Annotated in this window: 20 protein-coding genes; 14 read left to right on the forward strand and 6 right to left on the reverse strand. The window is 67.0% G+C overall.

The genetic code is table 11. From position 1 onward, the window contains the following. The first annotated feature begins 52 nt into the window (after positions 1-52). The 3 genes from GV068_RS08250 to GV068_RS08260 all read left to right on the forward strand — a co-directional run bounded on the left by GV068_RS08250 (position 53) and on the right by GV068_RS08260 (position 6,245). Positions 53-1,495 (forward strand): iron-containing redox enzyme family protein, encoded by a 1,443-nt coding sequence (locus GV068_RS08250; protein WP_308637034.1) that lies wholly within the window; start codon positions 53-55, stop codon positions 1,493-1,495. A gap of 84 nt (positions 1,496-1,579) precedes the next feature. Continuing rightward, on the forward strand, positions 1,580-4,210 hold the full coding sequence (gene cphA, locus GV068_RS08255) for a cyanophycin synthetase (protein WP_159696867.1): 2,631 nt from the start codon (positions 1,580-1,582) through the stop codon (positions 4,208-4,210). Positions 4,211-4,319: 109 nt separating this feature from the next. Then, on the forward strand, positions 4,320-6,245 hold the full coding sequence (locus GV068_RS08260) for a S9 family peptidase (RefSeq protein WP_159696868.1): 1,926 nt from the start codon (positions 4,320-4,322) through the stop codon (positions 6,243-6,245). Positions 6,246-6,305: 60 nt separating this feature from the next. Here the strand turns inward: GV068_RS08260 and GV068_RS08265 are convergent, their stop codons facing one another. The 5 genes from GV068_RS08265 to GV068_RS08285 form a co-directional block, all read right to left on the reverse strand. Beyond that, positions 6,306-6,803 carry an outer membrane beta-barrel protein gene (locus tag GV068_RS08265; protein WP_159696869.1) on the reverse strand — a complete coding sequence of 166 codons (498 nt, stop codon included), beginning with the start codon at positions 6,801-6,803 and terminating at the stop codon, positions 6,306-6,308. Positions 6,804-7,020: 217 nt separating this feature from the next. Further along, positions 7,021-9,612: a cyanophycin synthetase gene (cphA, locus tag GV068_RS08270; RefSeq protein ID WP_159696870.1), complete on the reverse strand. Its 2,592-nt coding sequence runs from the start codon at positions 9,610-9,612 to the stop codon at positions 7,021-7,023. Further along, a complete protein-coding gene (locus tag GV068_RS08275; protein ID WP_159696871.1) occupies positions 9,609-10,484 on the reverse strand; it encodes a cyanophycinase in 876 nt (291 codons plus the stop codon). The genes cphA (GV068_RS08270) and GV068_RS08275 overlap by 4 nt, the downstream gene beginning before the upstream one ends. 3 nt (positions 10,485-10,487) lie before the next feature. Further along, a complete protein-coding gene (locus GV068_RS08280) occupies positions 10,488-11,399 on the reverse strand; it encodes an isoaspartyl peptidase/L-asparaginase (RefSeq protein ID WP_159696872.1) in 912 nt (303 codons plus the stop codon). Between the two features lie 121 nt (positions 11,400-11,520). Further along, positions 11,521-11,976, reverse strand: coding sequence for a DUF2244 domain-containing protein (locus GV068_RS08285; RefSeq protein ID WP_159696873.1), 456 nt, complete (start codon positions 11,974-11,976; stop codon positions 11,521-11,523). A gap of 150 nt (positions 11,977-12,126) precedes the next feature. On the opposite strand from GV068_RS08285, the gene GV068_RS08290 reads away from it, so the two are divergent. From GV068_RS08290 to GV068_RS08325, 8 genes are all read left to right on the forward strand, one after another. Next, entirely contained in the window at positions 12,127-13,392 is a 1,266-nt protein-coding gene (locus GV068_RS08290) for an Hsp70 family protein (RefSeq protein ID WP_159696874.1), read from the forward strand. A 25-nt stretch (positions 13,393-13,417) separates the two neighbouring features. Beyond that, positions 13,418-14,080 (forward strand): PolC-type DNA polymerase III, encoded by a 663-nt coding sequence (locus GV068_RS08295; protein ID WP_201303259.1) that lies wholly within the window; start codon positions 13,418-13,420, stop codon positions 14,078-14,080. Between the two features lie 48 nt (positions 14,081-14,128). Further along, a complete protein-coding gene (locus GV068_RS08300; RefSeq protein WP_159696875.1) occupies positions 14,129-14,470 on the forward strand; it encodes a hypothetical protein in 342 nt (113 codons plus the stop codon). Between the two features lie 76 nt (positions 14,471-14,546). After that, complete coding sequence (locus GV068_RS08305; RefSeq protein WP_159696876.1) at positions 14,547-15,938, forward strand: hypothetical protein; 1,392 nt, start codon at positions 14,547-14,549, stop codon at positions 15,936-15,938. A 10-nt stretch (positions 15,939-15,948) separates the two neighbouring features. Continuing rightward, positions 15,949-16,863 (forward strand): metal ABC transporter solute-binding protein, Zn/Mn family, encoded by a 915-nt coding sequence (locus GV068_RS08310; protein WP_159696877.1) that lies wholly within the window; start codon positions 15,949-15,951, stop codon positions 16,861-16,863. 2 nt (positions 16,864-16,865) lie between these two features. Continuing rightward, the gene (locus tag GV068_RS08315) at positions 16,866-17,642 is read left to right on the forward strand and encodes a metal ABC transporter permease (protein ID WP_159696878.1); all 777 of its coding nucleotides are present in this window, start codon (positions 16,866-16,868) and stop codon (positions 17,640-17,642) included. Positions 17,643-17,770: 128 nt separating this feature from the next. Further along, a complete protein-coding gene (locus tag GV068_RS08320; protein WP_159696879.1) occupies positions 17,771-19,177 on the forward strand; it encodes a tetratricopeptide repeat protein in 1,407 nt (468 codons plus the stop codon). A gap of 144 nt (positions 19,178-19,321) precedes the next feature. Then, complete coding sequence (locus tag GV068_RS08325) at positions 19,322-21,496, forward strand: prolyl oligopeptidase family protein (protein WP_159704754.1); 2,175 nt, start codon at positions 19,322-19,324, stop codon at positions 21,494-21,496. 157 nt (positions 21,497-21,653) lie between these two features. Here the strand turns inward: GV068_RS08325 and GV068_RS08330 are convergent, their stop codons facing one another. Beyond that, positions 21,654-22,229, reverse strand: a complete 576-nt coding sequence (locus GV068_RS08330; protein ID WP_159696880.1) for a helix-turn-helix domain-containing protein — start codon at positions 22,227-22,229, stop codon at positions 21,654-21,656. A gap of 171 nt (positions 22,230-22,400) precedes the next feature. On the opposite strand from GV068_RS08330, the gene kbl reads away from it, so the two are divergent. The 3 genes from kbl to GV068_RS08345 are packed head-to-tail and all read left to right on the forward strand — an operon-like array spanning position 22,401 to position 26,015. Further along, the gene (gene kbl / locus GV068_RS08335) at positions 22,401-23,606 is read left to right on the forward strand and encodes a glycine C-acetyltransferase (protein ID WP_159696881.1); all 1,206 of its coding nucleotides are present in this window, start codon (positions 22,401-22,403) and stop codon (positions 23,604-23,606) included. 15 nt (positions 23,607-23,621) lie between these two features. Further along, a complete protein-coding gene (locus tag GV068_RS08340) occupies positions 23,622-24,578 on the forward strand; it encodes an NAD-dependent epimerase/dehydratase family protein (RefSeq protein WP_159696882.1) in 957 nt (318 codons plus the stop codon). A gap of 48 nt (positions 24,579-24,626) precedes the next feature. Further along, on the forward strand, positions 24,627-26,015 hold the full coding sequence (locus GV068_RS08345) for an L-serine ammonia-lyase (RefSeq protein WP_159696883.1): 1,389 nt from the start codon (positions 24,627-24,629) through the stop codon (positions 26,013-26,015). Positions 26,016-26,071 lie beyond the last annotated feature (56 nt).

Here is a 26,071-nt window from a genome sequence, read left to right on the forward strand (position 1 = left end):
TGTTGTCTATCGTCCTATCAGACTCAAGACACATTCCACGACCATGAATTCGATGCTGTTAGCAGACGCCACGAACGTCGCGGCCCCGAGCGCTCGCGCCACCCGCGCACGTTCGAAGCGCCTGTACTTCTCGCTGTACGACAATCCGGCTGCGCATGCGGACGAGGCGCGCGCCTATCTCGCGGACCAGATCGCCGCCGTGCAGGCCTTGCCGGCCGACCTGCCGGCCTCGATCGCCGAACTCTCGGCCTGGGTCGAGGAACGTACCGACGCCGTCGGCGCCCAGTACCGCGACTACCTGGCCGCACGCAAGAATGGCGCGCCGCGCCGCTATTTTTCGTGCCGCGCGCACGCCCTGTACTTCATCAAGGCGGTGGCCCCGACCAAGCTGGTCGACGGCGCCTGGCTGTATGGCCTGCTCAAGCACTGGGACAACCCGGCCTACCACGAGCTGATCAAGACCTACCTGGAAGAGCTGGGCGAGGGCGTACCGAGCAAGAACCACGTCACCATCTACCAGAAGCTGCTGGCGACCCACGGTTGCGACGGCTGGGAGAACCTGGACGAGGACCACTTCGTGCAGGGGGCGATCCAGCTCGCGTTGGGCCACAACGTCGAGCACTTCCTGCCGGAAGTCATCGGCTACAACCTCGGCTACGAGCAGCTGCCGCTGCACCTGCTCATCAGCTCGTACGAACTGAACGAATTCGGCATCGACCCGTATTACTTCACCCTGCACGTCACGGTCGACAATGCCGCCAGCGGCCATGCCCAGAAGGCGGTGCAGGCGCTGAAGAACCTGATGCCGCGCGTGGGCGACCGCGAGGCCTTCTACCGCCGCGTGCTGGATGGCTACCGCCTGAACGACATCGGCGCCAGCACTACGTCCAGCATCGCCGAGTTCGACCTGCAGGACGAGCTGGTGAACATCCTCGCCGCCAAGAGCAGCGTGGGCAAGAACATGCACTCGGATTACTGCCGCGTCGCGGGCCGCTCGGTCAACGACTGGTTGGGCGACCCAGCGAAAATCCCCGACTTCCTGGCGGCGCTGGAAAAGGCCGGCTGGATCAAGCGCGGCGAAGCGGTCGAGCACAGCCGCTTCTGGGGCCTGGTGCACGGCGAAAAGGCCGAGATGTTCGGCGTCTTCAGCGCCTACGAGCAGCAGGTGCTGCGCGACTGGATCACGAGCAAGCCGGACGGCGGCCGTGCCGATGGCCCGCGCGCGCTGACCTGGCGCGCCCGCCAGCGCACCCTGGACAACCTGGGCCAGCTGCAGGACCGCAGCGAGCATTTCCCGGAGCGCGGCCTGATCCGCCGCCATCCACGCCTGGAGGCGCCGGACAACGAACTGCGGCTGCTGGAAGAGCAGGTGGCCGCGGCGCCCGGCAAGCAGCAGGCCATGGAGCTGCTGGGCGGCCTGATGGCGCCCGAGATCCACCATACGGCGGTGGGGCTGATGGCCACCCGGATGTACACGCAGCTGTTCGACGCCTGAAGCCCCGGGCCCGGCTGCACCAGATTTCCCGCGCACCGGGCAGCCGCCCGGTGCGCACATCATTATTATTACAAGGATCTATTCGTGCAAATCCTGGAACAACGCTTCTTGCGTGGACCGAACGTCCATGCCGATTCTCCCTGCCTGCTGAGCGTGATCGACCTGCAGGAGCTGTATGGCGTCTCCTCGAAAGACATCCCCGGTTTCAATGAAGCGCTGCTGGAGGCGCTGCCTTCGCTGGCAGGCCAGCTGCTGCCGATCGGCCAGCGCGGCGGTTTCGCCCAGCGCCTGCGCGAAGGCACCTACCTGGGCCGCGTGATCGAGCAGGTCACGCTCGACCTGCAGACCCAGGCCGGCGCTCCGGCTAGCTACGGGCGTACGCGCCCGGTCGCGGGCCGTCCCGGCGTGTTCCGCATCGTCTGCGCCTACCAGTCCGAGAAACTGGTGCAGCCGGCCTTCCAGCTGGCCGTCGACCTGGTGACCAGCCTGGGCAACGAAGAAGACTTCGACCTGGCGCCGCGCCTCGAAGAGCTGCGCGAGATCGCCGCGCGCTATGCGATCGGCACCAGTACCGCGGCGGTGCTGATGGCGGCCCACGAGCGTGGCATCCCGACCCAGCGCATCACCGAGGACGCCAACCTGTTCCTGCTGGGCTGGGGCGTCAAGCAGAAGCGCCTGCAGGCCACCACCACCGGCGACACCAGCTTCATCGCGGTGAAGATCGCCAGCGACAAGCAACTGACCAAGGCCCTGCTCAAGGAAGCCGGCGTGCCGGTGCCGGAAGGCTCGGTCGTCACCAACGTGGAAGACGCCCAGCGGGCAGCAAGCCGCATGAAGGCGTCGGTCACGCTCAAGCCGCTCGACGGCAACCAGGGCAAGGGCGTCACGGTCGACTGCCGCGAGCCTGAGCAGGTGGCGCGCGCCTTCGATTTCGCGCGCCAGTACGGCCGCCGCATCATCGTCGAACGCTTCGTCGAGGGCCGCGACTACCGCGTGCTGGTCGCCGGCGGCAAGGTGGCCGCCGCATCGTACCGCCGCCCGGCCCACGTGGTGGGCGACGGCGTCTCGACCGTGCGCGAGCTGGTCGAGCGCGAGAACGAGAACCCGGCGCGCGGCGTCGGCCACACTAATATCCTGACCAGGATCTCGCTCGACGACCACGCCGCCGACATGCTGAGCAAGCAAGGCTTCGACTTCGACAGCGTGCTGCCGACGGGCGTCAGCGCCGAACTGCGCGGCAACGCGAATCTCTCCACCGGCGGCACCGCGGAGGACGTGACCGACCTGCTGCCGGAATCGACCCACCTGCTGTGCGTGCGCGCGGCCGCCAAGATCGGCCTCGACGTCGCGGGCATCGACATCGTCTGCCGCGATATCGCGCTGCCGCTCGACGCCCAGCGCGGCGCCGTCATCGAAGTCAACGCGGCGCCCGGCATCCGCATGCACCAGCACCCCAGCAGCGGCAAGCCGCGCGACGCCGGTGAAGCCATCGTGCAGGGCCTGATGGGCGAGTCGGACGGGCGCATCCCGACCGTGGCCGTGACCGGCACCAACGGCAAGACCACCACCACGCTGCTGATCGCGCACACCGTGCGCATGGCGGGCAAGGTGGCGGGCGTGACCACCACCGAAGGCGTCTTCATCGACGGCAAGCAGGTGGCCAAGGGCGACTGCACCGGCTACTGGTCGGCGCGCACCGTGCTCGGTTCGCCCGACGTCGAGTTCGCGGTGCTGGAGACGGCGCGCGGCGGCATCCTCAAGCGCGGCCTGGCGTTCGATCGCTGCGACGTCGGCGTGGTGCTGAACATCGCCGCCGACCACCTGGGTCTGGATGGCGTGGATACGGTGGAAGACCTGGCCCAGGTGAAGGCGGTGGTCGCCACCTCCGCCTCGAGAGCCGTGGTGCTGAATGCCGAAGACCCGCTGTGCGTGGCCATGGGGCGCAGGGCCAAGCCGGAAGCGGAAATCGTCTACTTCTCGATGGACGCGGAAAACCCGGTCTTCCTGCAGCACCTGGAAGACGGCGGGCGCGGCGTCTACCTGCAGGACAATGCGGTGGTGGTCGCCGACGGTCAACTGCACCAGGAACTGCTGCGCGTCGAGAGCATGCCGGTCGCCTTCGGCGGGCGCGCGCGCTTCAACATCGCCAACGCCCTGGCCGCGGCAGCAGCGCTGATGGCATCCAGCTTCACCAACCTGCAGATCGCCACCGGCTTGTCGACCTTTGTGTCGAACGGCCGCACCAATCCGCTGCGCACGAACATGTTCGACATCCGCGGCGTGACCGTGATCGTCGACTATGCGCACAACCCGGCCGCCTACAAGGCGATGGCGGAAATGGCGCGCGCGCTGCTCCCGGGCCAGCTGGTGGGCGTGGTCACCGCGCCGGGCGACCGCCGCGACGAAGACCTGCGCGACGTCGGCCGCGTCTGCGGCGCGCGCTTCGACGAGCTGGTGGTCTACGAATCGCAGAGCCGCGGCCGCGCGGTGGGCGATGCGGTAGACCTGATCCTCGACGGCGCGGAAGAAGCGGCCGGCATCAGCGACACCCTGCACCGCGTGATCGAAGTAGGCGAGGCGATCCGCCACGGGCTGAGCCTGTGTCGTCCGGGCGACGTGATGGTGTTTGCTTGCGGCTCCTCGCTGCAGGTGTTCGTCGATGCGCTGCGCGTGAACGACCCGGAGAGCGCGGACCTGGTGGCGGCGCAGGTGTGATGAGGCATTGACCAGCCGCCACGCATAAGCGCTTGGCGGCTTGTTGACATGGTTATTCAGTTTTGCAACACTCGATTCGTTGCATTACTTAATCACTATGGAGAAGTCCATGCGTCTGGTCCGTTCCGTCGTCCACCTGTCCGCGCTCGCCCTGTGCCTGCACGCCGCCTTTGCCCCAGCCCAGGCGGCGGCGAATGTGCCTGCCGCCAAGGTCGAGAAGGCCCCCAAGGCGCACAAGCGCTACACCATCGAGCAGTTCATGGCGACGACCTCGGTCACCGGCGCCTCGTTCAGCAAGGACGAGAAGAACATCCTCTTCAGCAGCAACGCCTCGGGCATCTTCAATGTCTACACGATGCCCGTCGGCGGCGGCCAGCCGGTGGCGCTGACCCGCTCGACCCTAGATAGCACCTACGCCATCGGCTACTTCTACAACGACGACCGCGTGCTGTTCACGCGCGACAGCGGCGGCAATGAGCGCAACCACGTGTTCGTGCGTGAACTCGACGGCAAGGAAACCGACCTGACCCCGGGCGACAAGCACCGCGCGATGTTCGCCGGCTGGCGCCCCGACGGCAGCGGTTTCTATGTCCTGACCAACGAGCGCGATCCGAAGTTCTTCGACCTTTACCTTTACGACGCCAAGGACTACAAGCGCAGCACCGTGTACCAGAACGAGAGCGGCATGAACGTCTCGAGCATCAGCCGCGACGGCAAGTGGCTGGCCTTCGACAAGCCCAACACCACGGCCGACAGCGACGTCTACCTCTACAACGTGGGCACGCGCGAGATGAAGCACATCACGCCGCACAAGGGCACCGCCAGCCATTCGGCCTCGACCTTCGATCCGGAATCGAAGCGCCTGCTGTTCACCACCAACGACGGCGGCGAATTCACCCGCATCGCCAGCTACGACCTCGCCAGCGGCCAGGTGGCGGACGTCGAAAAGGCCGACTGGGACCTGCTGGGCGCGAGCTATTCGCGCAACGGCCAGCACCGGGTGAGCGTGGTCAATCGTGACGGCAGCATCGACGTGCGTGTGGTTGACGCGGCGGGCAAGCCGGTGGCGATGCCCAAGCTGCCGGGCGGCGAAATCCGCCAGACCACCTTCTCGCCGAGCGGCCGCCTGGTCGCGTTCTATCTCAACGGCGACCGCTCGCCGAGCAACCTGTACGTGCACGACTTCGGCAGCAAGAAGACCACCCAGCTGACCCGGAGCCTGAACAAGGAAATCGATCCGAACGACCTGGTCGAAGCCGAAGTGGTGCGCTTCCGTTCGTTCGACGGCATGGTAATCCCGTCGATCTACTACAAGCCGAAGGGCGCATCCTCCAGCAGCAAGGTGCCCGCCATCGTCTACGTGCACGGCGGACCGGGCGGCCAGACCACGCGCGGCTACAACGCCCAGATCCAGTACCTGGTCAACCACGGTTACGCAGTCCTGGGCATCAACAACCGCGGCAGCTCGGGCTACGGCAAGACCTTCTTCACCGCCGACGACCGCAAGCATGGCCGCGAGCCGCTGTGGGACTGCGTCGAGGCCAAGACCTGGCTGGCCAGCCTCGGCTACATCGATCCGGAACGCGTGGCGATCATGGGCGGCAGCTACGGCGGCTACATGACCCTGGCGGCGATGGCCTTCCGGCCGGAGGCCTTCAAGGTCGGCATCGACATCTTCGGCGTGAGCAACTGGGTGCGCACCCTGGAGAGCATTCCGCCTTACTGGGAAGCGCAGCGCAAGGCGCTGTACGACGAGATCGGCGATCCGGTGAAGGACAAGGAGTTCCTGGTTGCGACCTCACCGCTGTTCCACGCGGCGAACATCCGCAAGCCGCTCATGGTCATCCAGGGGGCGAACGATCCGCGCGTAATCAAGCCGGAGAGCGACGAGATCGTCGAAGGCGTGCGCAAGAACGGGGTGGAAGTGGAGTATGTCGTGTTCCCGGACGAAGGGCATGGCTTCTCCAAGAAGAAGAACCAGATTGAGGCCAGTGCGAAGATCCTGGCCTTCCTCGACAAGCACCTGAAAAAGTGAGGGTGGAATGAAAAATGCCGGTCAGCGTGGCTGACCGGCATTTCGACTTCTATCGAAGGATCAGAACAGGAACTGCAGGGCCAGGGTAAACACGTTCGGCTTGAGCGCGCTCGGCTTTTCGCGCGGCAGGCGTTCGACTTCGAGCGTGACGGCCGCGTTCGGGGTGATCGAGTACTGCAGGCCGAAGGCGCCGTAGGCGCCGGTATCGGTCTTCTTGCCGAGGGCCGTGGGCACCGGCAGCGCCTGGCGGCGGGTCTGGCCCACGCCCACCTTGCCATAGGCCGACAGCTTCTCGGTGAGCGGCACGCTCGGCTTGACGGCAATGTACATGCCATAGCCGTTCTTCAGGTCCACGGCGCCGCCTTCCAGCGCGAGCTGCGGCTTGAGCTGGTAGCCGGCGAAGACTTTCGGGCTGGCCTTGGTGGCGGCGCCGACGTAGTCCACGCCTGACTCGCCCGCGCCCGCATAGGCCTGCGGGGCGGTGCGCACCGGTTCGGCCGCCTGGACGGCGCCGGCGGCGATCAAACCTGCGAAGAGAACGGCCAACACTTTTTGCATTACCTGGTCCTTCCGAATTCGGGCCGGTCCGCTGTCGTTGGGAGCAGGCCGGTTTATGGATGAGCAAGGTAACAGTTGAACGCGCGCATTAAAATAGCAATTTGTAACGAAATGCAAAAGATGAGCGCATAAATGGCCAGTTCACTATCGATTTAAGGGTGATCTAAGTAAAAACGCCCCGTGGAAGGGGCGTTTTGGCATTTCCGCGACAGGTGGGTCAGATCGCTTCGGTCTCGATCTTGCGCGCCAGTTCCGGCTTGTCCGGGCGAATCGCATCGGTCAGCTCGGACAGGGTGGTGCCGCAGCCGAACACCAGCACGTCGCCCGGCTGGCACAGCGACAGGCCGTGGCGGATCGCCTGGCGCGAGTCCAGCACCACGCTCAGCGAATCGTCGGCCAGCTTGCCCAGCTTGGCGCCGCGCACCAGCAGCGTGGCGGTCTCGCCCTGCGGGCGGCCGCGGTTCTCGGTCTCGAACACCACCAGGTCGTCGAAGCCGGCGGCGCAGGTGCGGCCGATGTCGATGAGGTCGGCGTCGCGTCGATCGCCCGGCGCCGCCACCACACCGACCAGGCGGCCGGCGCTCATGGCGCGCGCGCTTTCGGCCAGAGCCGCATAGGCGGCGCAGTTGTGGGCGTAGTCGACGATCACGGTGACGCCGTCGACGTCGAACACGTTGGAACGGATCGGGTTGTGCTTGGCGTCGGACACGAAGCTCTTCAAGCCTTCCGCAATCTCGGCGTTGCCGAAACCATGAGCGGTGAGGGCGCCCGCCGCAGCCAGGGCATTGGCGATGTTGAAGCGCGCCGCACCGCCCAGCGAGACCGGCATGTCGCGCGCGTCGAGCAGGGCCTCGTGGCGCACGCCGTTGGCCAGCACCAGCGTATGGTCCTGCAGGTAGAGTGCGCGCCCGCCGTTCTCCAGATGGCGCAGCAGCACCGGGTTGTCGGCGTCGAGGGCGAAGTAGATGATCTCCACGCCATCGCGCAAGGATTCGGCCATCGCCACGCAGTAGTCATCCTCGGCATTGAGCACCACGGCGCGCGAGGCGCGCCCCGCCACCACCGCCTTGACCTTGGCCAGGTCGTCCAGGGTTTCGACGCCGTCCAGGCCCAGGTGGTCGCTGGACACGTTCAGCACCACCGACACGTCGACCCGGTCATAGGCCAGGCCGCGCTTGAGGATGCCGCCGCGCGCCGTTTCCAGCACCGCGAAATCGACGCAGGGGTCGGACAGCACGCTGCGCGCCGAGTGGTAGCCGGTGCAGTCGCCCTTCATGGTCGGGGCGCCGTCGACGTATACGCCTTCGGTGGTGGTCACGCCGGTGCGCAGGCCCGCCAGGCGGGTGGCATGGGCGATCAGCAGCGAAGTCGTGGTCTTGCCGTTGGTGCCGGTGATGGCCACGGTCGGGATGCGGCCGTCGCACTCGCCGAACAGGGCGTCGACGATGGCAGCGCCGGCGTCGCGCGGGGTGCCGCGGCTCGGATACTGGTGCATGCGGATGCCGGGCGCCGCGTTGACTTCGATGATGCCGCCGCGCTGCGCGCGCAGGGGCTTCGAGATGTCCTGGCAGACGATATCGATGCCAGCCACGTCCAGGCCGATGGTGCGCGCCGCGCGGATGCAGATGTCGCGCGTCTCTTCCGGCAGCAAGTCGGTCACGTCTTCGGCGGTGCCGCCGGTGGACAGGTTGGCGTTGCCGCGCAGGTCGGCGCTCACGCCCGCATCGAGCACGGTGTCGAAGTCGTAGCCCTGCTTGGCCAGGGTTTCCTCGGCCAGCGCGTCCATCGGGATCTTGGTGAGGATGTTGGTGTGACCCTCGCCGCGCGCCGGGTTGCGGTTCTCGGTCTCGACCAGGGCGCGGATGGTCGAATGGCCGTCGCCGACGACACAGGGTGGACGCCGCCAGGAGGCGGCGGCAATCTTGCGGCCCGTCACCAGAACGCGGTAGTCGCGGCCCTCCAGGTGCTCTTCGACGATGATCTTGCGGCCATAGTTGCGCGCGTGGGCGAAGGCGCGCGCCACTTCTTCAGGCGTGGCGCAGTTGGTGGTCACACCCTTGCCCTGGTTGCCGTCGAGCGGCTTGACCGTGGCTGCGCCGTTCAGGCGGCGCGCCGCGCGCAGGGCTTCTTCCTCGGTACGAACGGTGGAACCTTGCGGCACCGGCACGCCGGCCGCTTCCAGCAGGGCCTTGGTCAGCTGCTTGTCGCTGGCGATGCCGACCGCGATCGAGTTGGTGGCGCCGGTGACGGTCGCCTGCAGGCGCTTCTGGCGGCTGCCCCAGCCCAGCTGGAACAGATTGGCTTCGTCGGTGAGGCGCAGCGCCGGGATGCCGCGGCGCAAGGCTGCCTGCACCACCGCATTGGTGCTGGTGCCGATCGCATAGTCTTCGGCAGTCTCGCGCAGTTCGCGCAGGGCGGCCTCGAGCTCATAGCCGCGGTCTTCGGCCAGTGCATGGACCAGGTCGAGCGCGATGCGCAGCGACGCGGTGGCGACCTGTTCGATGCCGTAGCCGCACACCACGCGGCGGCTGCGCGGGGCGCCCGGCACCGCCAGGGTGGCCTTGACGTCGCCGCCGGGAGCGCCGGCCAGGCGCTGGAGTTCCATCACGACCGGTTCGACCGCCTCCACCAGCAGGGCGTCGTCGGCCAGGCGCACGGCGGCGTCGGGCGGCAAGCCTGGCAGCAGGGCGAACAGGCGGGCGGCGAAACCGGCCGCTTTGGTCGCGCCGTCGTCGATGACTGCCATCAGGCAGGGGCTGCCGGCATACAGGTTGGGGCCGCGCAGCAGGCGTTTTTCCTTGATTTTCATGAAATCGGGTTCCGTTTCGTTACATTTTCCAAAAAATCGAGCAGCGGCAGCGGCAGGCTCTTGGCCGGATCGCTGCCGGGGGCGGGCAGGCGGTAGCTCGAGCCGGCCGGCAGCAGGTGCAGGCGGACGTCGATCAGCTCCGGGGTGTCGCGGTCCTTGATGTCGGCCACGTTGGTGATCATGGTGCGGCCATCGACGATGGTGACGGCGCCCTGGCCCAGCACTTCGATGCCGGAGCCGATGTCCACCACCAGGGCGGTGTCCTCGTCGATGCCGATGCCCTGCAAATACGGGTTCTGGGCCACCACGCTGAGCAGGCGCGAGAGGCGCTGGCGTTCCGAGAAGTGCTGGTCGACCACCACGCGGTGCAGGAAGCCGAGGCCCGCGCCCAGGCTCACCGAGCCTTTTTCGGGCAGGATCTCGGCGCGGCCCTGGGCCAGCATGTGGCCCGACATGGCCGACGCCCCGGCGCTGGTGCCGCCGATGGTGGCGCCGCGCACCTTGAGCGCGACGTGCATCGCGGCGTCCAGGGCACTGCCGCCGATCAGGGCCAGCAGGCGCTTCTGGTCGCCGCCGGTCATGAAGATGCCGGTAGCCTCGTCGACCAGGCGCACGAATTCCTCGCTGTTGGCGTCCTGACGGCTGGTCACCTGGACGTGGCGGCGGCGCTCGACGCCAAGCGTGCCGAAGGCCTCGTCATAGATGCCCCACATCTCGTCGGCGATGGTGCTGGCGGCGGTGATCACGACGATGTTCGCGTCGGCGCCGCCGGCCAGTTCAACGAAACGCGTCAGGATTTCCATCTCGCGCTTGCGGTCCTCGTGGCCGCCGATGATGACGAGGTGGCCGTTCTTCTGTTCCTGTTCGCTCATGGTTTACCGTTGGGTCATTTTCGAATAGGGCATGCCCTGGTTGCAGTAGGCGCCGGCCTCCGTACGGGTGACGCCGATCAGGCCGACGTCGACGTCCTTGTCGAACAGCTCGACACCGCGCTTGAGGGCTTCCTCGAGCGACATGCCGTGTTCGATCCAGCCGTAGACCGTGCGCGCCAGCAGGTGGCGCACGATGTGTTCGCCGATGCCGGTGGCGGCGATGGCGCCCAGCGAGCCGGCATAAAAGCCGCTGCCGATGATCGGGCTGTCGCCCACGCGTCCCAGCAGGCTGGGAGCGGAGCCGCCGGTGGAGCACGCTACCGCGAAGTGGCCGTCCGGGCCGCGCACCACGGCGCCGACGGTGTCGCAGGCGCTCGACTTGGGCAGCTGCAGTGGGGTCTTGTAGTTCCAGAAGCGATCGAACAGGCGGTTGTCGATGCCCGGCATCAGGGGCACCGAACCGCTCAGCTCCTGCATCAGCTTGCGGTGGTCGTTGCGCTGGCGCTCCGAGATCGGCGCGCTGGCGGGCATGCCAAGGGTACGGGCCAGGCGCGTGGCGCCTTCGCCGGCCAGCATCACGTGCGGGGTATCGGCGATCGCGCGCGCCAGCTTGACCGGGTTCTTCACGTCGCGTACGCAGGCCACGGCGCCCAGCTTGCCGCGGGTATCCATGATCGAGGCGTCCATCTCGATGGTCTCGCCATCCAGGCCCAGGGTGGCGCCGCAGCCGGCGTTGAAGCGGCCGTCGTCTTCCAGGGTGGTAACGGCGATAATGGCGGCATCGAGGGCGTCGCCGTTGACTTCGAGCTGGCCCAGCGCGCGGCGCGCGGCCAGCACGCAGCCATCTTCGTTCTCCTTCGGTGCGCCCGCGCCGCCGTGTACGACGACAGCGCCAGCCTGATGCATGTTGCTCATGTAATCCTTGTTGTGGTGCGTTGCACTATGCGTTTGTTGTCACGCAGTTAAGACCTGCATTATCCGTGCCAGCGCGCATGCACCATATCGGTACCGTTGCCGTGCTTGTGTAAGAAGTTGCTTACAGGGGACGGCCCGGGGCCGTATACAGGAGGGAGGCGCCGCCCAGGGCGCGCCGCAGGGCGGAGACAAGTTCCAGGCGCGCCGAAGGTGTCAGAAAACGCCCAATCTCGACGCGCACGCCGCGCGCCTCGATCAGGACCAGGGTGCGTATGCCGGCATCCGGCAGGCTGACCCGCGCATGGCTGGGATCGAGCTTGACCTCCAGGTGGCGCGTGCCGTCGGCGCGCTCGACCAGCAGGCAGCCTTCCTGCAGGCGGATGCGCTCGTGGTCGAGGGCGTGGCGGCAGTAGTGGAGCAGGGCGGCGCCCACCGCCGTGGTCTCGATCAGGGCGAAGGCCAGCACCATCCAGGCGCCGCGCAGGGTAAAGATCAGTGCAATGCCGAGCGTGGCCGTGCACAGCAGCGCGTAGACCGCCAGCGCCTGGCGCGGCGTCAGCGAGCAGTTGCGCTTCATGAGCCATTCGGAAGGGTGCGGGTCCATGGATTGATGGGCTGTCAATACCGTGTATGCCAGTTTGCCACAAGCGGGAAAAATGGAACGCCCGGGGATTCCATGCCGCTGGTTATCTGTTACCATACCGCCCCTCCCAATGAAAAGGTTCTTATGGCGCTCGCTTGCGGCGTTGACTTCGGCACGTCCAATTCCACCGTCGGCTGGCTCTCCGGCAGCAGTGCGCAGCCCGGCAGCAGCGCGCTGCTCGCGCTCGAGGACGGCAAGGCGACCCTGCCCTCGGTCGTGTTCTTCAACGCGGACGACGACCAGGTGAGCTACGGGCGCGCCGCGCTGGCCGAGTACCTGGAAGGCTATGAGGGCCGCCTGATGCGCTCCCTGAAAAGCCTGCTCGGCACCAGCCTGATCGACGGCCAGACCGAAGTGGCCGGGCGCGCGCTGCCGTTCAAGGGCCTGTTGGCCCAGTTCATCGGCGAGGTCAAGCGCCGCGCCGAACGCCAGGCCGGACGCGAGTTCGGCAGCGCCGTGCTGGGCCGTCCCGTGTATTTCATCGACGACGACGTCGACGCCGACCGCCGCGCCCAGGACACGCTGGAAGAAGTGGCCCGTTCGGTGGGCTTCCGCGAGGTGAGCTTCCAGTACGAGCCGATCGCCGCCGCTTTCGATTACGAATCGCGCATCGAGCGCGAGGAACTGGTCCTCATTGCCGACATCGGCGGCGGTACTTCGGACTTCTCGCTGGTACGCCTCGGTCCCGAGCGCGCCGGGCGGGTCGAACGGCGCGAGGACATCCTCGCCAACGGCGGCGTGCACATCGGCGGCACCGATTTCGACAAGTACCTGAGCCTGGCCAGCGTGATGCCGCTGCTCGGCTACGGCAGCACGCTGCTGTCGGGGGCCGCGATCCCGTCCAGCTATTACTTCAACCTGGCCACCTGGCACACCATCAACCAGGCCTACACCCGCAAGAACATCGCCCAGCTGGCCGACCTGGTGCGCGACGCCGCCGAACCGGCCAGGATGGCGCGCCTGCAGCAGCTGATCGACGAGCGCGCCGGCCACTGGCTGGCGATCCAGGTCGAGGCGGCCAAGATCGGGCTGTCCGGCAGCCCCAGCGTCACTTTGGCGCTGGACCGGCTTGCCCCGCCCGAATCGCTGCTGCTGACGCGTGAAGGCTTCGAGGAAGCGATCGCCCAGCTGGTCGACAGCGTCGGGGCCACGGTGCTGCGCCTGTTTTCCGAAGCGGGGGTGGAGCCGGATGCGGTGGATACGGTATTCTTTACGGGCGGTTCGAGCGGCGTGTCGCTGCTGCGCGAAGGCATCGCCGCGCTGGTGCCGCGTGCGCGCAAGGTCGAGGGCGACCTGTTCGGCAGCATCGGCGCCGGGCTGGCCCTGGACGCGCTGCGCAAATTCGGCTGAGCGGCATCAACATTGAGGATAGCCCATGAGTGTGTTTGAACGCCCGATCGTGATGCTCGACTTCGAGACCACCGGCCTGTCGCCCGAGATGGGCGACCGCATCACCGAAGTCGCCGCGCTGCGCATCGTCGGCGGCGAGATCCGCGAGCGCTACGTCTCGCTGGTCAACTGCGGGGTGCGCATCCCATCCTTCATCACCCAGCTGACCGGCATCACCCAGGACATGGTCGATACCGCGCCGCCGAGCCAGAAGGTGGTGGCCGAGCTGCTCGACTTCATCGGCGGCGACATGCTGTCGGCCCACAATGCCAGCTTCGACGAGAAGTTCCTGAAGGCCGAAGGCTGGCGCATCGGCCGTCCGACCGGCCATTGCGGCCTGGTGTGCTCGCTGAAGCTGTCGCGCCGCCTGTTCCCGGGCCTGCCCAGCTACAAGCTCGGCAACCTGTCCAGCCGCCTGGGCATCCAATTCCGCGGCACCGCCCACCGGGCCGAGGCCGATGCCGAAGTCGCCGCGGAAGTGCTGCTGCATGCGGCGCGCCAGCTCGGAAACTCGCATGGCCTGCAGCGGGTGGCGCCCGACCTGCTGGTCTCGGTCAACAAGCTGGCGGCGGCCAAGGTACCGGTCTTCCTGGATAAATACGCTAGCCTGGAACGCGAGCGCAGGGAAGCCCAGCTGAAGGCGGCCTGAGCAAAAAGTCTTACACAACTGTCACAATCGCATTAGAATGCGGGCATCATGATTCGCCGCTCCGTGTTCCGTGTGCTCCTGTCGCTGGTGCTGCTGCTGTCGCAGCAGATGGCGATGTCGCACGCGCTGAGCCACTGGACCAGCCAGCTGGGCGGCCCCGCGGCCCAGAAGCTGGCGGGCGACTCCGAGCTGTCCAGCGCCTTTGCCCAGGACCGTAGCTGCGCCCAGTGTCTCGGGCTGGCCCAGCTTGCCGCCCCGCTTGCCAATTCCCCGCGCCAGTTCGTGCCGCCCGAGATGGGCGACGTGCTGGCGCTCGACGTCGCCGGCCATGTCTGGCGCCTCCATACGACGCGCGCCTACGATTCGCGCGCACCGCCCGTCCTCGGATAGATCCCGCTTAGCCTGAACACTCCCGCCGGCATCGCCGCGGGCGCGTTCGCCTATCCCTATCCGAACCGGACGATCCATGTTGAAGAACACCGCGTTGACTGCGGCGATGGCTGCCGCCTTTGCCGCAAGCCCGTTTGCCCACGCCGCCGAACCGGCAGCCAACGAGAAGGAACTGGCCGCGATCCGCGCCCAGATCAAGGAAATGAAGGACAGCTACGAGGCCCGGCTGCAGGCCCTCGAGCAACGCCTGCAGGAAGCGCAGGCCGCCGTGGCCCAGGCCCAGAATGTGGCCGCAGCGGCGCAGGCCCCCGCCGCACCCGCGGCCCCGGTCGCGGCGCCCGCCGCCAGCGGCGACAACGCCTTCAATCCGGCGATCTCGCTGGTGCTGGGCGGCACCCTTTCGAACCTGTCGAAGGACCCGGGCGCCTGGCGCTTGCAGGGCTTCGTGCCGCCGGAAGGCGAAATCGGTCCCGGCGCGCGCAGCTTCAACCTGGGCGAATCCGAGATGACCATCTCGGCCAACATCGACCCGAGCTTCGCCGGCCAGGCCACCTTCGCCATCACCGGCGAGAACGAAATCGAGGTCGAGGAAGCCTATATCCGCACCCGCGCGCTCGGCAATGGGCTGAACATCAAGGCCGGCCGCTTCATGTCCGGCATCGGTTACCTGAATAGCCAGCACGCCCACACCTGGGACTTCGTCGACGCACCTTACGCCTACCAGGCCTTCTTCGGTGGCCAGTACAAGCCGGACGGGATCCAGGCGCGCTGGCTGGCGCCCACGGACACTTTCCTGGAACTGGGCGCCGAACTGGCCAGCGGCCGCAACTTCCCCGGCAATGACCGCAACAAGAACGGCGCCGGGGCCGCTACCGTCTTTGCCCACGCCGGCGGCGACATCGGCAGCTCGTCGAGCTGGCGCGCCGGCCTGTCCTACCTGCGCACCCGCGCCGGCGAGCGTGGCTACGAGGACGAGGGCATCCCGGCAGCCTTCAGCGGCCGCTCCCAGGTCGTGGTGGCGGACGGTGTCTGGAAGTGGGCGCCGAACGGCAATCCGACCCAGCAGAACTTCAAGCTGCAGGGCGAATGGATGCAGCGCCGCGAATCGGGACGCCTGGCCGCGCTGGACGAGGAGGGCGGCTACCGCAGCCGCCAGTCCGGCTGGTACCTGCAGGGCGTCTACCAGTTCACGCCGAACTGGCGCGCGGGCCTGCGCCACGACCGCCTGTCGAGCGGCAGCACCCGCATCGGCCTGCTGGACGATGGCGTGCTCACGCCTGACGCCTTCCCCTCGCTGGTTGCCTACAACCCGCGTCGCACCAGTGTGATGGTCGACTACAGCCCGTCCGAGTTCTCGCGCCTGCGCCTGCAGATCGGGCGTGACCAGTCGCGTCCCGACGTGAAAGACAAGCAGGTGTACCTGCAGTACATCATGAGCCTCGGCGCCCACGCCGCGCACAACTTCTGAGGAGCATGCCATGACCCGCATCCACCACACTCTCTTCGCCGCCGCCCTGTTGGCAGCTGGCTCCGCCCACGCCGCCGTGAACGTCCTGACCTGCGAGCCGGAATGGCAGGCCCTGGTCCAGGAACTGGGCGGCGACAAGGTAAGCGCCTCGAGCGCCACCACCGCCCTGCAGGATCCGCACCGCGTCGAAGCGCGCCCAGGCCTGATCGCGCGCACCCGCAACGCCGACCTGCTGGTCTGCACGGGCCTGGACCTGGAAGTCGGCTGGCTGCCGCTGCTGGTCCAGCAGTCGGGCAACGACAAGCTCGAACGCGGCCGGCCCGGCTACTTCGAAGCCGGGACCTTCGTGCCGCGCCTTGATGTGCCGGCGCGCCTCGACCGCGCCGAAGGCGACGTGCACGCCTATGGCAATCCGCACGTGCACCTGAACCCGCACAACATCGCGATCGTCAGCACCGCGCTGGCCAAGCGCCTGGGCGAGATCGATCCGGCCAACGCCGCCTATTACCAGTCGCGCCAGGCTGACTTTTCGGCGCGCTGGAACGCCGCCATGCGCAAGTGGGAACAGGCCGCCGCGCTGCTGCGTGGCGCCACCGTGGTCGAGCACCACAAGAACATGAGCTACCTGCTGAACTGGCTGGGCATGAGCTCGGTGGGCACGCTGGAAGCCAAGCCGGGCGTGGAGCCGAGCGCCGCCCACCTGGGTGGCCTGCTGCAGCAACTGCAGGGCAAGCCGGCCAAGATGGTGCTGCGCGCGGCCTACCAGGACCCGCGTGCGTCCGCCTGGCTGTCCGAGCGCGCGCACATTCCGGCGGTCGTGGTGCCCTACACGGTGGGCGCCGACGCGCAGTCGGGCAACCTGTTCGCCCTGTTCGACACCACGGTTGCGCGTCTCACCGCGGCCAATAGCGGAGCGGCGAAATAAACATGGAAGGTTTCGACTTCATGATCGTACTGCCGGCCTTCCTGGCCGGCCTGCTGGTGCTCGCTACTCACATTCCGCTCGGCGCCCAGGTGCTACGGCGCGGCATCGTGTTCATCGACCTGGCGATCGCGCAGATCGCGGCCCTGGGGGTGATCGTGGCCGGCGCCGCCGGGCTCGATCCCGCCGGCTGGACCGTGCAGGTGGCGGCCGGCGTCGCCGCCGTGCTCGGGGCATTGCTGCTGACCTGGACCGAAAAGCGCTGGCCCGACGTGCAGGAAGCCCAGATCGGCGTGCTGTTCGTGCTGGCCGCCACCGCCGGCCTGCTGCTGGTGGCGCACAACCCGCACGGGGGCGAGCACATGCAGGACCTGCTGGCCGGGCAGATCCTGTGGGTCAGCTACGGACAGCTGGCGATGCCGGCGCTGGGCGCGCTCATCATCCTGGGGCTGCTGGTCCTGTTCGGCGAGCGCCTGGGCCGCCTCGGCTTCTACCTGGTGTTCGCGCTGGCCGTGACCGCCTCGGTGCAGCTGGTGGGCGTCTACCTGGTGTTCGCCAGCCTGATCGTGCCGAGCCTTGCGGTGCGCCACTATGCGGAGCGCCGCAAGCTGCCCTTCGCCTACCTGGTGGGCGTCGGTGGCTACGGCATCGGGCTGGTGCTGTCGGTGCTGCTCGACCTGCCGTCGGGTGCGCTGATTGTCTGGTGCCTGGCTGTGCTCGCCATCTGCGTCTACGCTGCCGGTCCACGCCCATCCGGAGCGATTCGTAACACGCATTCGTAATCTTGTCGCGTCTCCACGATTGTGCGGACGCAAACCGCTGATAGGTCGCACTCCTTAAAATTTTAACAACGGCGGATGATTCTTTTATCCGCCTTGTTGAACGGCGCCAGGGCCGCAAGGGGGTAGGGATGAATCGCCAGAACGCTGCCCGCGAGGGGGTCGAAGTCTTCCAGTGGTTCCTGCCTGCCGCCGAGGGCGGCGACCCCTACGCGCAGTTCAACCTTGGCCTGCTTTACAAGCATGGCGAGGCCGTCGAGCGCGACGACGTCCGCGCCCTCGAATGGATGCAGCGCGCCGCCCGCCAGGGCCTGGCAGCCGCCCAGAACCACCTCGGCGCCATGTACTGCAACGGCCGTGGCGCCCCGCGCAGCGACGAACTCGCCGCCCTCTGGTTCGGGCGCGCCGCCGCCCAGGGCGACCCCGCGGCCCAGCAAAACCTGGGACAGCTCTTCCGCAAGGGGCGCGGCGTACCCCAATCCCACGAAGTCGCCTTCGGCTGGTTCTACCGCGCCGCCGAGCAGGGCCTGGCCAGCGCCCAGAACCTGCTGGGCGAGTGCTACCTGCAGGGCATGGGCGCGCCGGTGAGCCATCCGCTTGCCATGGCCTGGTTCCGCAAGGCCGCGCGCCAGGGGCACGGCCCGGCCCAGCTCAACCTCGCGCTCATGTACCGGCGCGGCGACGGCGTCGAGGCCGACGAGGCCCAGGCCGTCTGCTGGTTCCGCCAGGCGGCGGCGCAGAACATCGCGTCGGCTCAGCGCTTCCTCGGATTGGCCTACGCCCACGGCCAGGGCGTGCCGACCGACCCGGACCGCGCCGTCGCCTGGCTCAAGCGCGCCGCCGACCAGCACGACACCGAAGCCGAGTACGCCCTCGGCACCCTGGTCGCGGCCGGCCACGGCAGCGGCGGCGACGCCCAGGCCCTCGAGTGCTTCCTGCGCGCGGCGGCGCGCGGTCACGCCCAGGCCCATTACTGCGCCGGCGTCATGTACGCCACCGGCCGCGGCGCCCGGCGCGACCCGGCGCGCGCGCTCGAATGCTACCTGCGCGCCGCCGAGCAAGGCGCGGCCAACGCCCAGTTCAGCCTCGGGGTCATGTACGCCAAGGGCGACGGCGTGCCGCGCGACGAGGCGCGCGCCGCCGAATGGTACCGGCGCGCGGCCCAGCAGGGCGACGCCAGCGCCCAGAACAACCTCGGCGTCCTGTACGCCAACGGCCAGGGCGTGCCGCACGACGACACCCTTGCCACCTACTGGTACCGCCAGGCCGCCGAACAGGGCCATGCCCTGGCCCAGTACAACCTGGGCGGCATGGTCAACAGCGGGCGCGGCGTCGAGCGCGACCCGCTACGCGCCTACATGTGGATGCTGTTGGCGGCCGGCGCCGGGCAGGAAGGGCGGCGCCCACGCGGCAGCATCGCCGGCCGGCTGAGCGGCACGGGCGGGCCATGGGGAAGGGCGCTGGCCAGCCGGGTGCGGGCGGCGCGGCGCCAGCACCAGGGTCAGCGTTCCGCCGGCCAGGACCAGCCGCGCGGCTAGTGCCCGGGCCTTCCATGCAGGGCGGGTCGCATGGCTTGGCGCGGCCGTATTGACGGCCCAGCGATGCATATGCGAGCCCGACAATTCGCGTTATGATGGGCTTCGGCGCAAGCCGACCCCATGAATAACTCGAATGAGATCGACATGACCCTGAGACACGCAACGCTCGTCGCCCTGCTGGCCGCGGCCTTCGGCGCCAACACGGCGCTGGCACAAAGCTGCCCGGCAAAAGGACCGTCCGTCACCTACCCGGTGACCAAGAAGGTCGACCAGACCGACAACTACCACGGCACCTCGGTGGCCGATCCCTACCGCTGGCTCGAGGACGCGAACAGCGCCGAGACCAAGGAGTGGGTGACCGCGCAGAACAAGCTGACCCAGGCCTACCTGGCTCAGATCCCGCAGCGCGCGGCGATCCGCGAGCGCCTGACCAAGCTGTGGAACTACGAGCGCTACAGCGTCCCGGGCAAGGAAGGCGGCCGCTACTTCTACACCCGCAACGACGGCCTGCAGAACCAGTCGGTGCTGTACACCCTCAAGACCCTGGCCGACACCCCGCGCGTGCTGCTCGACCCGAACACCATGTCCTCGGACGGCACCGTCGCCCTGGCCGGCATGGAAGTCAGCCCGGACGGCAAGCTGCTGGCCTACAGCGTCGCAGCCTCGGGTTCGGACTGGAACGAGATCCGCGTGCGCGACATCGCCACCGGCACGGACCTGGAAGACCACATCAAGTGGGTCAAGTTCTCGAGCACCGCCTGGACCAAGGACGGCAAGGGCTTCTTCTACAGCCGCTACGACGAGCCGAAGGAAAGCACCAAGCTGGCCGACGTGAACTACTTCCAGAAGCTGTACTTCCACCGCCTCGGCACGCCGCAAAGCAGCGACACCCTGGTCTACGACCGCCAGGACCAGAAGGAATGGGGCTTCGGCGGCAGCACCACCGACGACGGCCGCTACCTGGTGATCACCACCACCAAGGGCACCGCGCCGAAGAACCGCGTCTCGTACAAGGACCTCAGCAAGGCCGATTCGAAAGTGGTCGACCTGGTCGACAATTTCGAGGCAGGCTACAACCTGATCGACAACGTCGGCAGCGTGTTCTACTTCAGTACCGACCGCAATGCGCCGAAAAAGCGCATCATCGCGATCGACGTGAGCAAACCGGCGGAAAGCAACTGGAAAGAGATCGTCGCCGAGGGCGCCGATACCCTGGCCGGCGCCGACATCATCAACAACCAGCTGGTGCTCAAATACCTGAAGGATGCGCAGAGCGTCGTGCGCGTGCACGACCTCAAGGGCAAGCTGGTGCGCGAGATCAAGCTGCCGGGCATCGGTTCGGTGGGCGGCCTGTCGGGCAAGCGCGGTGAGAGCGAGACCTTCTATTCGTTCACCGGCTTCACCACCCCGACCACGATTTACCGCCTGAACCTGAAGAACGGCCAGAGCACTGTGTTCCGCCAGCCGAAGGTCGACTTCGATCCGTCGCAGTACGAAACCCGCCAGCAGTTCTACACCAGCAAGGACGGCACCAAGGTCCCGATGTTCATCGTGTCGAAGAAGGGCCTGAAGCTGGACGGCCAGAACCCGACCTACCTGTACGGCTACGGCGGCTTCAACATCTCGATGACCCCGGGCTTCTCGCCGGCCAACCTGGCCTGGATGGAGATGGGCGGCGTCTACGTGGTGGCCAACCTGCGCGGCGGCGGCGAATACGGCGAAGCCTGGCACCAGGCCGGCACCAAGCTGCAGAAGCAGAACGTGTTCGACGACTTCATCGGCGCGGCCGAATGGCTGGTGGCCAACAAGGTCACCTCGCCGTCGAAGCTGGCGATCGGCGGCGGTTCCAACGGCGGCCTACTGGTGGGCGCCGCCATGACCCAGCGTCCGGAGCTGTTCGGCGCCGCGCTGCCGGCGGTCGGCGTGATGGACATGCTGCGCTTCCACAAGTTCACCATCGGCTGGGCCTGGACCTCGGACTACGGCTCATCGGAGAACCCGGATGAGTTCAAGGCCCTGGTCAAGTACTCGCCGCTGCACAACCTGAAACCGGGCAGCTGCTATCCGGCGACCATGGTCACCACGGCCGACCACGATGACCGCGTGGTGCCGGCGCACAGCTTCAAGTTTGCCGCTGCGGCCCAGGCTGCGCAGGCGGGCGCCGCGCCGGTGCTGATCCGCATCGAGACCAAGGCTGGTCACGGCGCGGGCAAGCCGACCACCAAGCAGATCGAAGAGGTGGCGGATCGCTGGGGCTTCCTGGCGCGCGAGCTGAAGATGGGCGAAGCCGCTCCGGCGGCGGTAGGCGGCAGCAACTAAGCTGACGCCTTGATGTAAAAACGGCCACTCAATATGAGTGGCCGTTGTTTTTGTAGGGTAGGCGGCTTGCCGTCCACGCGGTGATAGTTAGCGGAAGCATGCTCGCAGCGTCCGAACTTGCTGTCACTGACCGCGTGGGCGGGAAGACCCGCCCACGCTACCGTTGCACGACGACCAACAGAGCCTTCGCCTCTGTCTTCCCCGCATTGCGGATCACATGATCATGATCCGCCGGATAGCGCGCCGTCCCCCCATGCTTGATCTTCTTCTTCTCGGCCCCCACTTCCAGCTCGATGGTGCCGGTAATGACGGTCAGGTGCTCCTTGGTGCCCGGATCGTGGGCCTGCGAGGCGATCTCGCCGCCGGGCGCCAGCGTCAGTTCATACCATTCGTACTTGCCCGCCAGGTCCATCGGACCCAGGATGCGCAATGAATAGCCGGCGTGGGCGCCGGGCAGGGTGGGGGTCTCGTGGGCGTCCACGACGCGGATCAGGTCCACCGCCCGTACCTCGGACGACAGCAGCTCGCCGATCTCCACGCCCAGGGCGTTGGCCAGGCGCCAGGTGATGGCGATGGTGGGATTTGCCTTTTCGCGCTCGATCTGGGACAGCATCGACTTGGACACGCCGGCGATCCGCGACAGATCTTCCAGGGTCAGGCCGCGCGCCAGGCGCAGGCGCTGTAGCGTGGCGCCAACTTCGGGCGGAGCGTTATTTGTTAGAGTTTTAGTCATTACCTGAATATGCTTATTAGCGTGGCTTGCCAAGTTCATTAGCTGGGGGTAATATTCAATATATTGAATTTACGTTCGACATACAGAACTTGGTTTCTTGAATCGAACGAGCCAACGATACGACATTCGCCAACCGCCGGTCAAGCCGGTCGAATCCAGGAGGGGTAAACAATGAGCGACGGAGCATTCTATAGCGGCCTGCAAGCGAAACTCGACACGCTGCGCAGCGACGGCCTGTTCAAGCCGGAGCGCGTGATCGCTTCGCGCCAGGGCGCCGAAGTGGTTTCGCAGGACGGCCGTACGCTCATCAATATGTGCGCCAACAACTACCTGGGCCTGTCCGGCGACGAGCAGACCTCCCAGGCCGCCGCCGCCGCCCTGGAAAAATACGGCTACGGCCTGTCCTCGGTGCGCTTCATCTGCGGCACCCAGACCGTGCACAAGGAACTGGAGCAGAAGCTGTCGGAATTCCTCGGCACCGAAGACACGATCCTGTACGCGGCCGCGTTCGACGCCAACGGCGGCGTGTTCGAGCCGCTGTTCGACGAGAACGATGCGATCATCTCCGACGCCCTGAACCACGCCTCGATCATCGACGGCGTCCGCCTGTGCAAGGCCGCGCGCTACCGCTACGCCAACAACGACATGGCCGACCTGGAAAAGCAGCTGGTCGCCGCTACCGAAGCCGGCAAGCGCCACAAGATCATCGTCACCGACGGTGTGTTCTCGATGGACGGCACCATCGCCCAGCTGGACAAGATCGTCGCGCTGGCAGAGAAGTACGGCGCCCTTACCATGATCGACGAATCGCACGCATCGGGCTTCATGGGCAAGACCGGCCGCGGCACCCACGAGCACTGCGGCGTGATCGGCAAGATCGACATCATCACCGGCACCCTGGGCAAGGCCCTGGGCGGCGCGATGGGCGGCTTCACCTCGGGCCGCAAGGAAGTCATCGAGACCCTGCGCCAGAAGTCGCGTCCCTACCTGTTCTCGAACACCCTGGCGCCGATGATCGCCGGCGCCAGCCTGTCGGTGCTGGACCGCATCTCGAAGTCGACCGAGCTGCGCGACCGCCTGCACGAGAACACCGCCTACTTCCGCAAGGAGATCGAGCGCATCGGCTTCACCATCAAGCCGGGCACCCATCCGGTGGTGCCGGTGATGCTGTTCGACGCGCCGATCGCCCAGAAATTCGCCGCCCGCATGTTCGAACTGGGCGTGCTGCTGTCGGGCTTCTTCTACCCGGTGGTGCCGATGGGCCAGGCGCGCGTGCGCGTACAGCTGTCGGCCGCGCACACCCGCGAGCAGCTGGACACGGTGCTCAAGGCCTTCGAACAAGCCGGCAAAGAGCTGGGCATCCTCAAGAATCAATAAGATCGGAACAGAACAATGGAACGCATCCTCATCATCGGCGCCAACGGCCAGATCGGCAGCGAGCTGGTTACCGCACTGGCGGAGCAGCACGGCGCGGATAACGTGATCGCCTCGGACATCGGCGCCAACAACGTCTACGGCGCGGCGCGCTACACCCAGCTCGACGTGCTGGACCGCGAACGCCTGTCTTCCCTGATCGAGCAGGAGGCCATCACCCAGGTCTACCAGCTGGCGGCGCTGCTGTCGGCTACCGGTGAAAAGGCCCCGCTCAAGGCCTGGACCCTGAACATGGACGGCCTGCTGAACATCCTGGAAGTGGCGCGCGAGCGTGGCGAGGCGGGCAAGCTGCTGAAGGTGTTCTGGCCATCGTCGATCGCGGCCTTCGGCCCGAACACCCCGGCCGATCCCGCCCCGCAGTACGCGGTGATGGACCCGACCTCGATCTACGGCATCAGCAAGCTGGCCGGCGAGCGCCTGTGCGAGTACTACCACAGCAAGTACGGCGTGGATGTGCGTTCGATCCGCTACCCGGGCATCATCAGCTTCAAGTCGCCTCCAGGCGGCGGCACCACCGACTATGCGATCGCCATCTTCTACTCGGCGCTCAAGGGCGAGACCTACGAGTGCTTCCTGGGTCCGGAAACCACGCTGCCGATGATCTACATGCCGGACGCGATCCGCGCTACCATCGAACTGATGGACGCGCCGAGCGAGAAGATCGCGATCCGTTCCTCGTACAACGTGGCGGGCGTCTCCTTCAACCCGCGCGAGCTGGCCGCCGCCATCAAGAAGGCGCTGCCGGAATTCGAGATCGCCTACAAGCCGGACAGCCGCCAGCAGATCGCCGATTCCTGGCCGAAGAGCTTGGACGACAGCCGCGCCAGCAGCGACTGGGGCTGGAAGGCACGCATCGGCGTGGAAGAGATGGTAGCCAGCATGCTGAAGAACATCGACGTGGGCGTGGCCGCCTGAGTCGTAGCAATCAACACAATAATAAAAAACTGAAAAGTCGAGACAACGATGGACATGAGTGTTTTTGATCTGTTCAAGATCGGTATCGGGCCGTCGAGCTCCCACACGGTGGGACCGATGGTGGCGGCGCGCCGCTTCCTGCTGGAATGCGGTTCGCTCGAGCAGGCCGTGGGCGTCGAAGCCCACCTGTATGGGTCGCTGGCCCTGACCGGCGTCGGCCACGCCACCGACAAGGCCGTGATCCTCGGCCTGATGGGCGAGACCCCGCAGGGCGTCGACCCCGATACGGTCGAGGACAAGCTGGCCGAAGCCGAGATGGACGGCAAGCTCAAGCTCCTGGGCGAGAAGGAAGTGGCCTTCCAATACCGCACGGGCCTGGTATGGCACAAGCAGTCGACCCTGCCCGAGCACCCGAACGGCATGAAGTTCGTGCTGCAGCTGGCGGACGGCAGCATCATCGAACGCATTTACTACTCGGTGGGCGGCGGCTTCATCACCGCCGCGGGCGAAGGCCAGAACCGGGCGGCCGACGCATCGAGCGTGCAGGTGCCATTCCCGTTCAGTACCATGACCGAACTGCTGGCGCAGGGCAGGGAACACGGACTGTCGATCCCGCACATGCTGCGTGCGAACGAGCTGTCGCGCATAAGCGAGGCAGATCTCGACGCGGGCCTGGACCGGATCTGGAACGTGATGCGCGACTGTATCGCCCACGGCCTGGTCACCGAAGGCCAGCTGCCGGGTGGCCTGAACGTCAAGCGCCGCGCCGCCAAGCTGTGGCAGCAGGCCCACTGCACCGAGGGCAAGCGCGTCAACGAGTTGCCGCATGATGCGACGCACCATGTGACCCTGTTCGCGATGGCGGTGAACGAAGAGAACGCGGCCGGCGGCCGTGTCGTGACCGCCCCGACCAACGGCGCGGCCGGCATCATCCCGGCGGTGCTGCGCTACTACGCCGAGGATTGCCGCCCGCTTGACGCGGCCAAGGGCATCCGCGACTTCCTGCTCACCTCCGCCGCGATCGGCATGCTGTGCAAGAAGAACGCTTCCATTTCCGGCGCGGAGGTCGGCTGCCAGGGCGAGGTCGGCGTGGCCTGCGCGATGGCTGCGGCCGGCCTGGTGGCGGCGCTCGGTGGTTCGAATGAACGCATCGAGAACGCGGCCGAAATCGGCATCGAACACCACCTGGGCATGACCTGCGACCCGATCGGCGGCCTGGTGCAGATTCCCTGCATCGAGCGTAACGGCATGGGCGCGATCAAGGCGATCACCGCGGCCTCGCTGGCGATGAAAGGGGACGGCACCCACTTCGTGAGCCTCGACAACGTGATCGAGACCATGCGCCAGACCGGGGCGGACATGCAGGTGAAGTACAAGGAGACTTCGCTGGGTGGTCTTGCGGTGCATGTGGTGACGGTGAATCACGCGGCCTGCTGAGTTCAAGGTCAACTTGGGTCCCGGCCTTCGCCGGGACGACGGTCTTAAAGTTAGTG

This window comes from Massilia sp. 9I (assembly GCF_902506415.1).
GTDB lineage: Bacteria > Pseudomonadota > Gammaproteobacteria > Burkholderiales > Burkholderiaceae_D > Telluria.

Excerpts from the sequence above, each read along its gene's own strand:
- GV068_RS08250 (WP_308637034.1), top strand. The coding sequence starts at position 53 with ATGCTGTTAGCAGACGCCACGAACGTCGCGGCCCCGAGCGCTCGCGCC.
- GV068_RS08345 (WP_159696883.1), top strand. The coding sequence starts at position 24,627 with ATGGACATGAGTGTTTTTGATCTGTTCAAGATCGGTATCGGGCCGTCG.
- GV068_RS08320 (WP_159696879.1), top strand. The coding sequence starts at position 17,771 with ATGAATCGCCAGAACGCTGCCCGCGAGGGGGTCGAAGTCTTCCAGTGG.
- GV068_RS08325 (WP_159704754.1), top strand. The coding sequence starts at position 19,322 with ATGACCCTGAGACACGCAACGCTCGTCGCCCTGCTGGCCGCGGCCTTC.
- GV068_RS08265 (WP_159696869.1), bottom strand. The coding sequence starts at position 6,803 with ATGCAAAAAGTGTTGGCCGTTCTCTTCGCAGGTTTGATCGCCGCCGGC.
- GV068_RS08260 (WP_159696868.1), top strand. The coding sequence starts at position 4,320 with ATGCGTCTGGTCCGTTCCGTCGTCCACCTGTCCGCGCTCGCCCTGTGC.
- GV068_RS08275 (WP_159696871.1), bottom strand. The coding sequence starts at position 10,484 with ATGAGCGAACAGGAACAGAAGAACGGCCACCTCGTCATCATCGGCGGC.
- GV068_RS08340 (WP_159696882.1), top strand. The coding sequence starts at position 23,622 with ATGGAACGCATCCTCATCATCGGCGCCAACGGCCAGATCGGCAGCGAG.
- GV068_RS08305 (WP_159696876.1), top strand. The coding sequence starts at position 14,547 with ATGTTGAAGAACACCGCGTTGACTGCGGCGATGGCTGCCGCCTTTGCC.
- GV068_RS08295 (WP_201303259.1), top strand. The coding sequence starts at position 13,418 with ATGAGTGTGTTTGAACGCCCGATCGTGATGCTCGACTTCGAGACCACC.
- GV068_RS08300 (WP_159696875.1), top strand. The coding sequence starts at position 14,129 with ATGATTCGCCGCTCCGTGTTCCGTGTGCTCCTGTCGCTGGTGCTGCTG.
- cphA (WP_159696870.1), bottom strand. The coding sequence starts at position 9,612 with ATGAAAATCAAGGAAAAACGCCTGCTGCGCGGCCCCAACCTGTATGCC.
- GV068_RS08290 (WP_159696874.1), top strand. The coding sequence starts at position 12,127 with ATGGCGCTCGCTTGCGGCGTTGACTTCGGCACGTCCAATTCCACCGTC.
- GV068_RS08310 (WP_159696877.1), top strand. The coding sequence starts at position 15,949 with ATGACCCGCATCCACCACACTCTCTTCGCCGCCGCCCTGTTGGCAGCT.
- GV068_RS08315 (WP_159696878.1), top strand. The coding sequence starts at position 16,866 with ATGGAAGGTTTCGACTTCATGATCGTACTGCCGGCCTTCCTGGCCGGC.
- GV068_RS08285 (WP_159696873.1), bottom strand. The coding sequence starts at position 11,976 with ATGAAGCGCAACTGCTCGCTGACGCCGCGCCAGGCGCTGGCGGTCTAC.
- GV068_RS08330 (WP_159696880.1), bottom strand. The coding sequence starts at position 22,229 with ATGACTAAAACTCTAACAAATAACGCTCCGCCCGAAGTTGGCGCCACG.
- kbl (WP_159696881.1), top strand. The coding sequence starts at position 22,401 with ATGAGCGACGGAGCATTCTATAGCGGCCTGCAAGCGAAACTCGACACG.
- GV068_RS08280 (WP_159696872.1), bottom strand. The coding sequence starts at position 11,399 with ATGAGCAACATGCATCAGGCTGGCGCTGTCGTCGTACACGGCGGCGCG.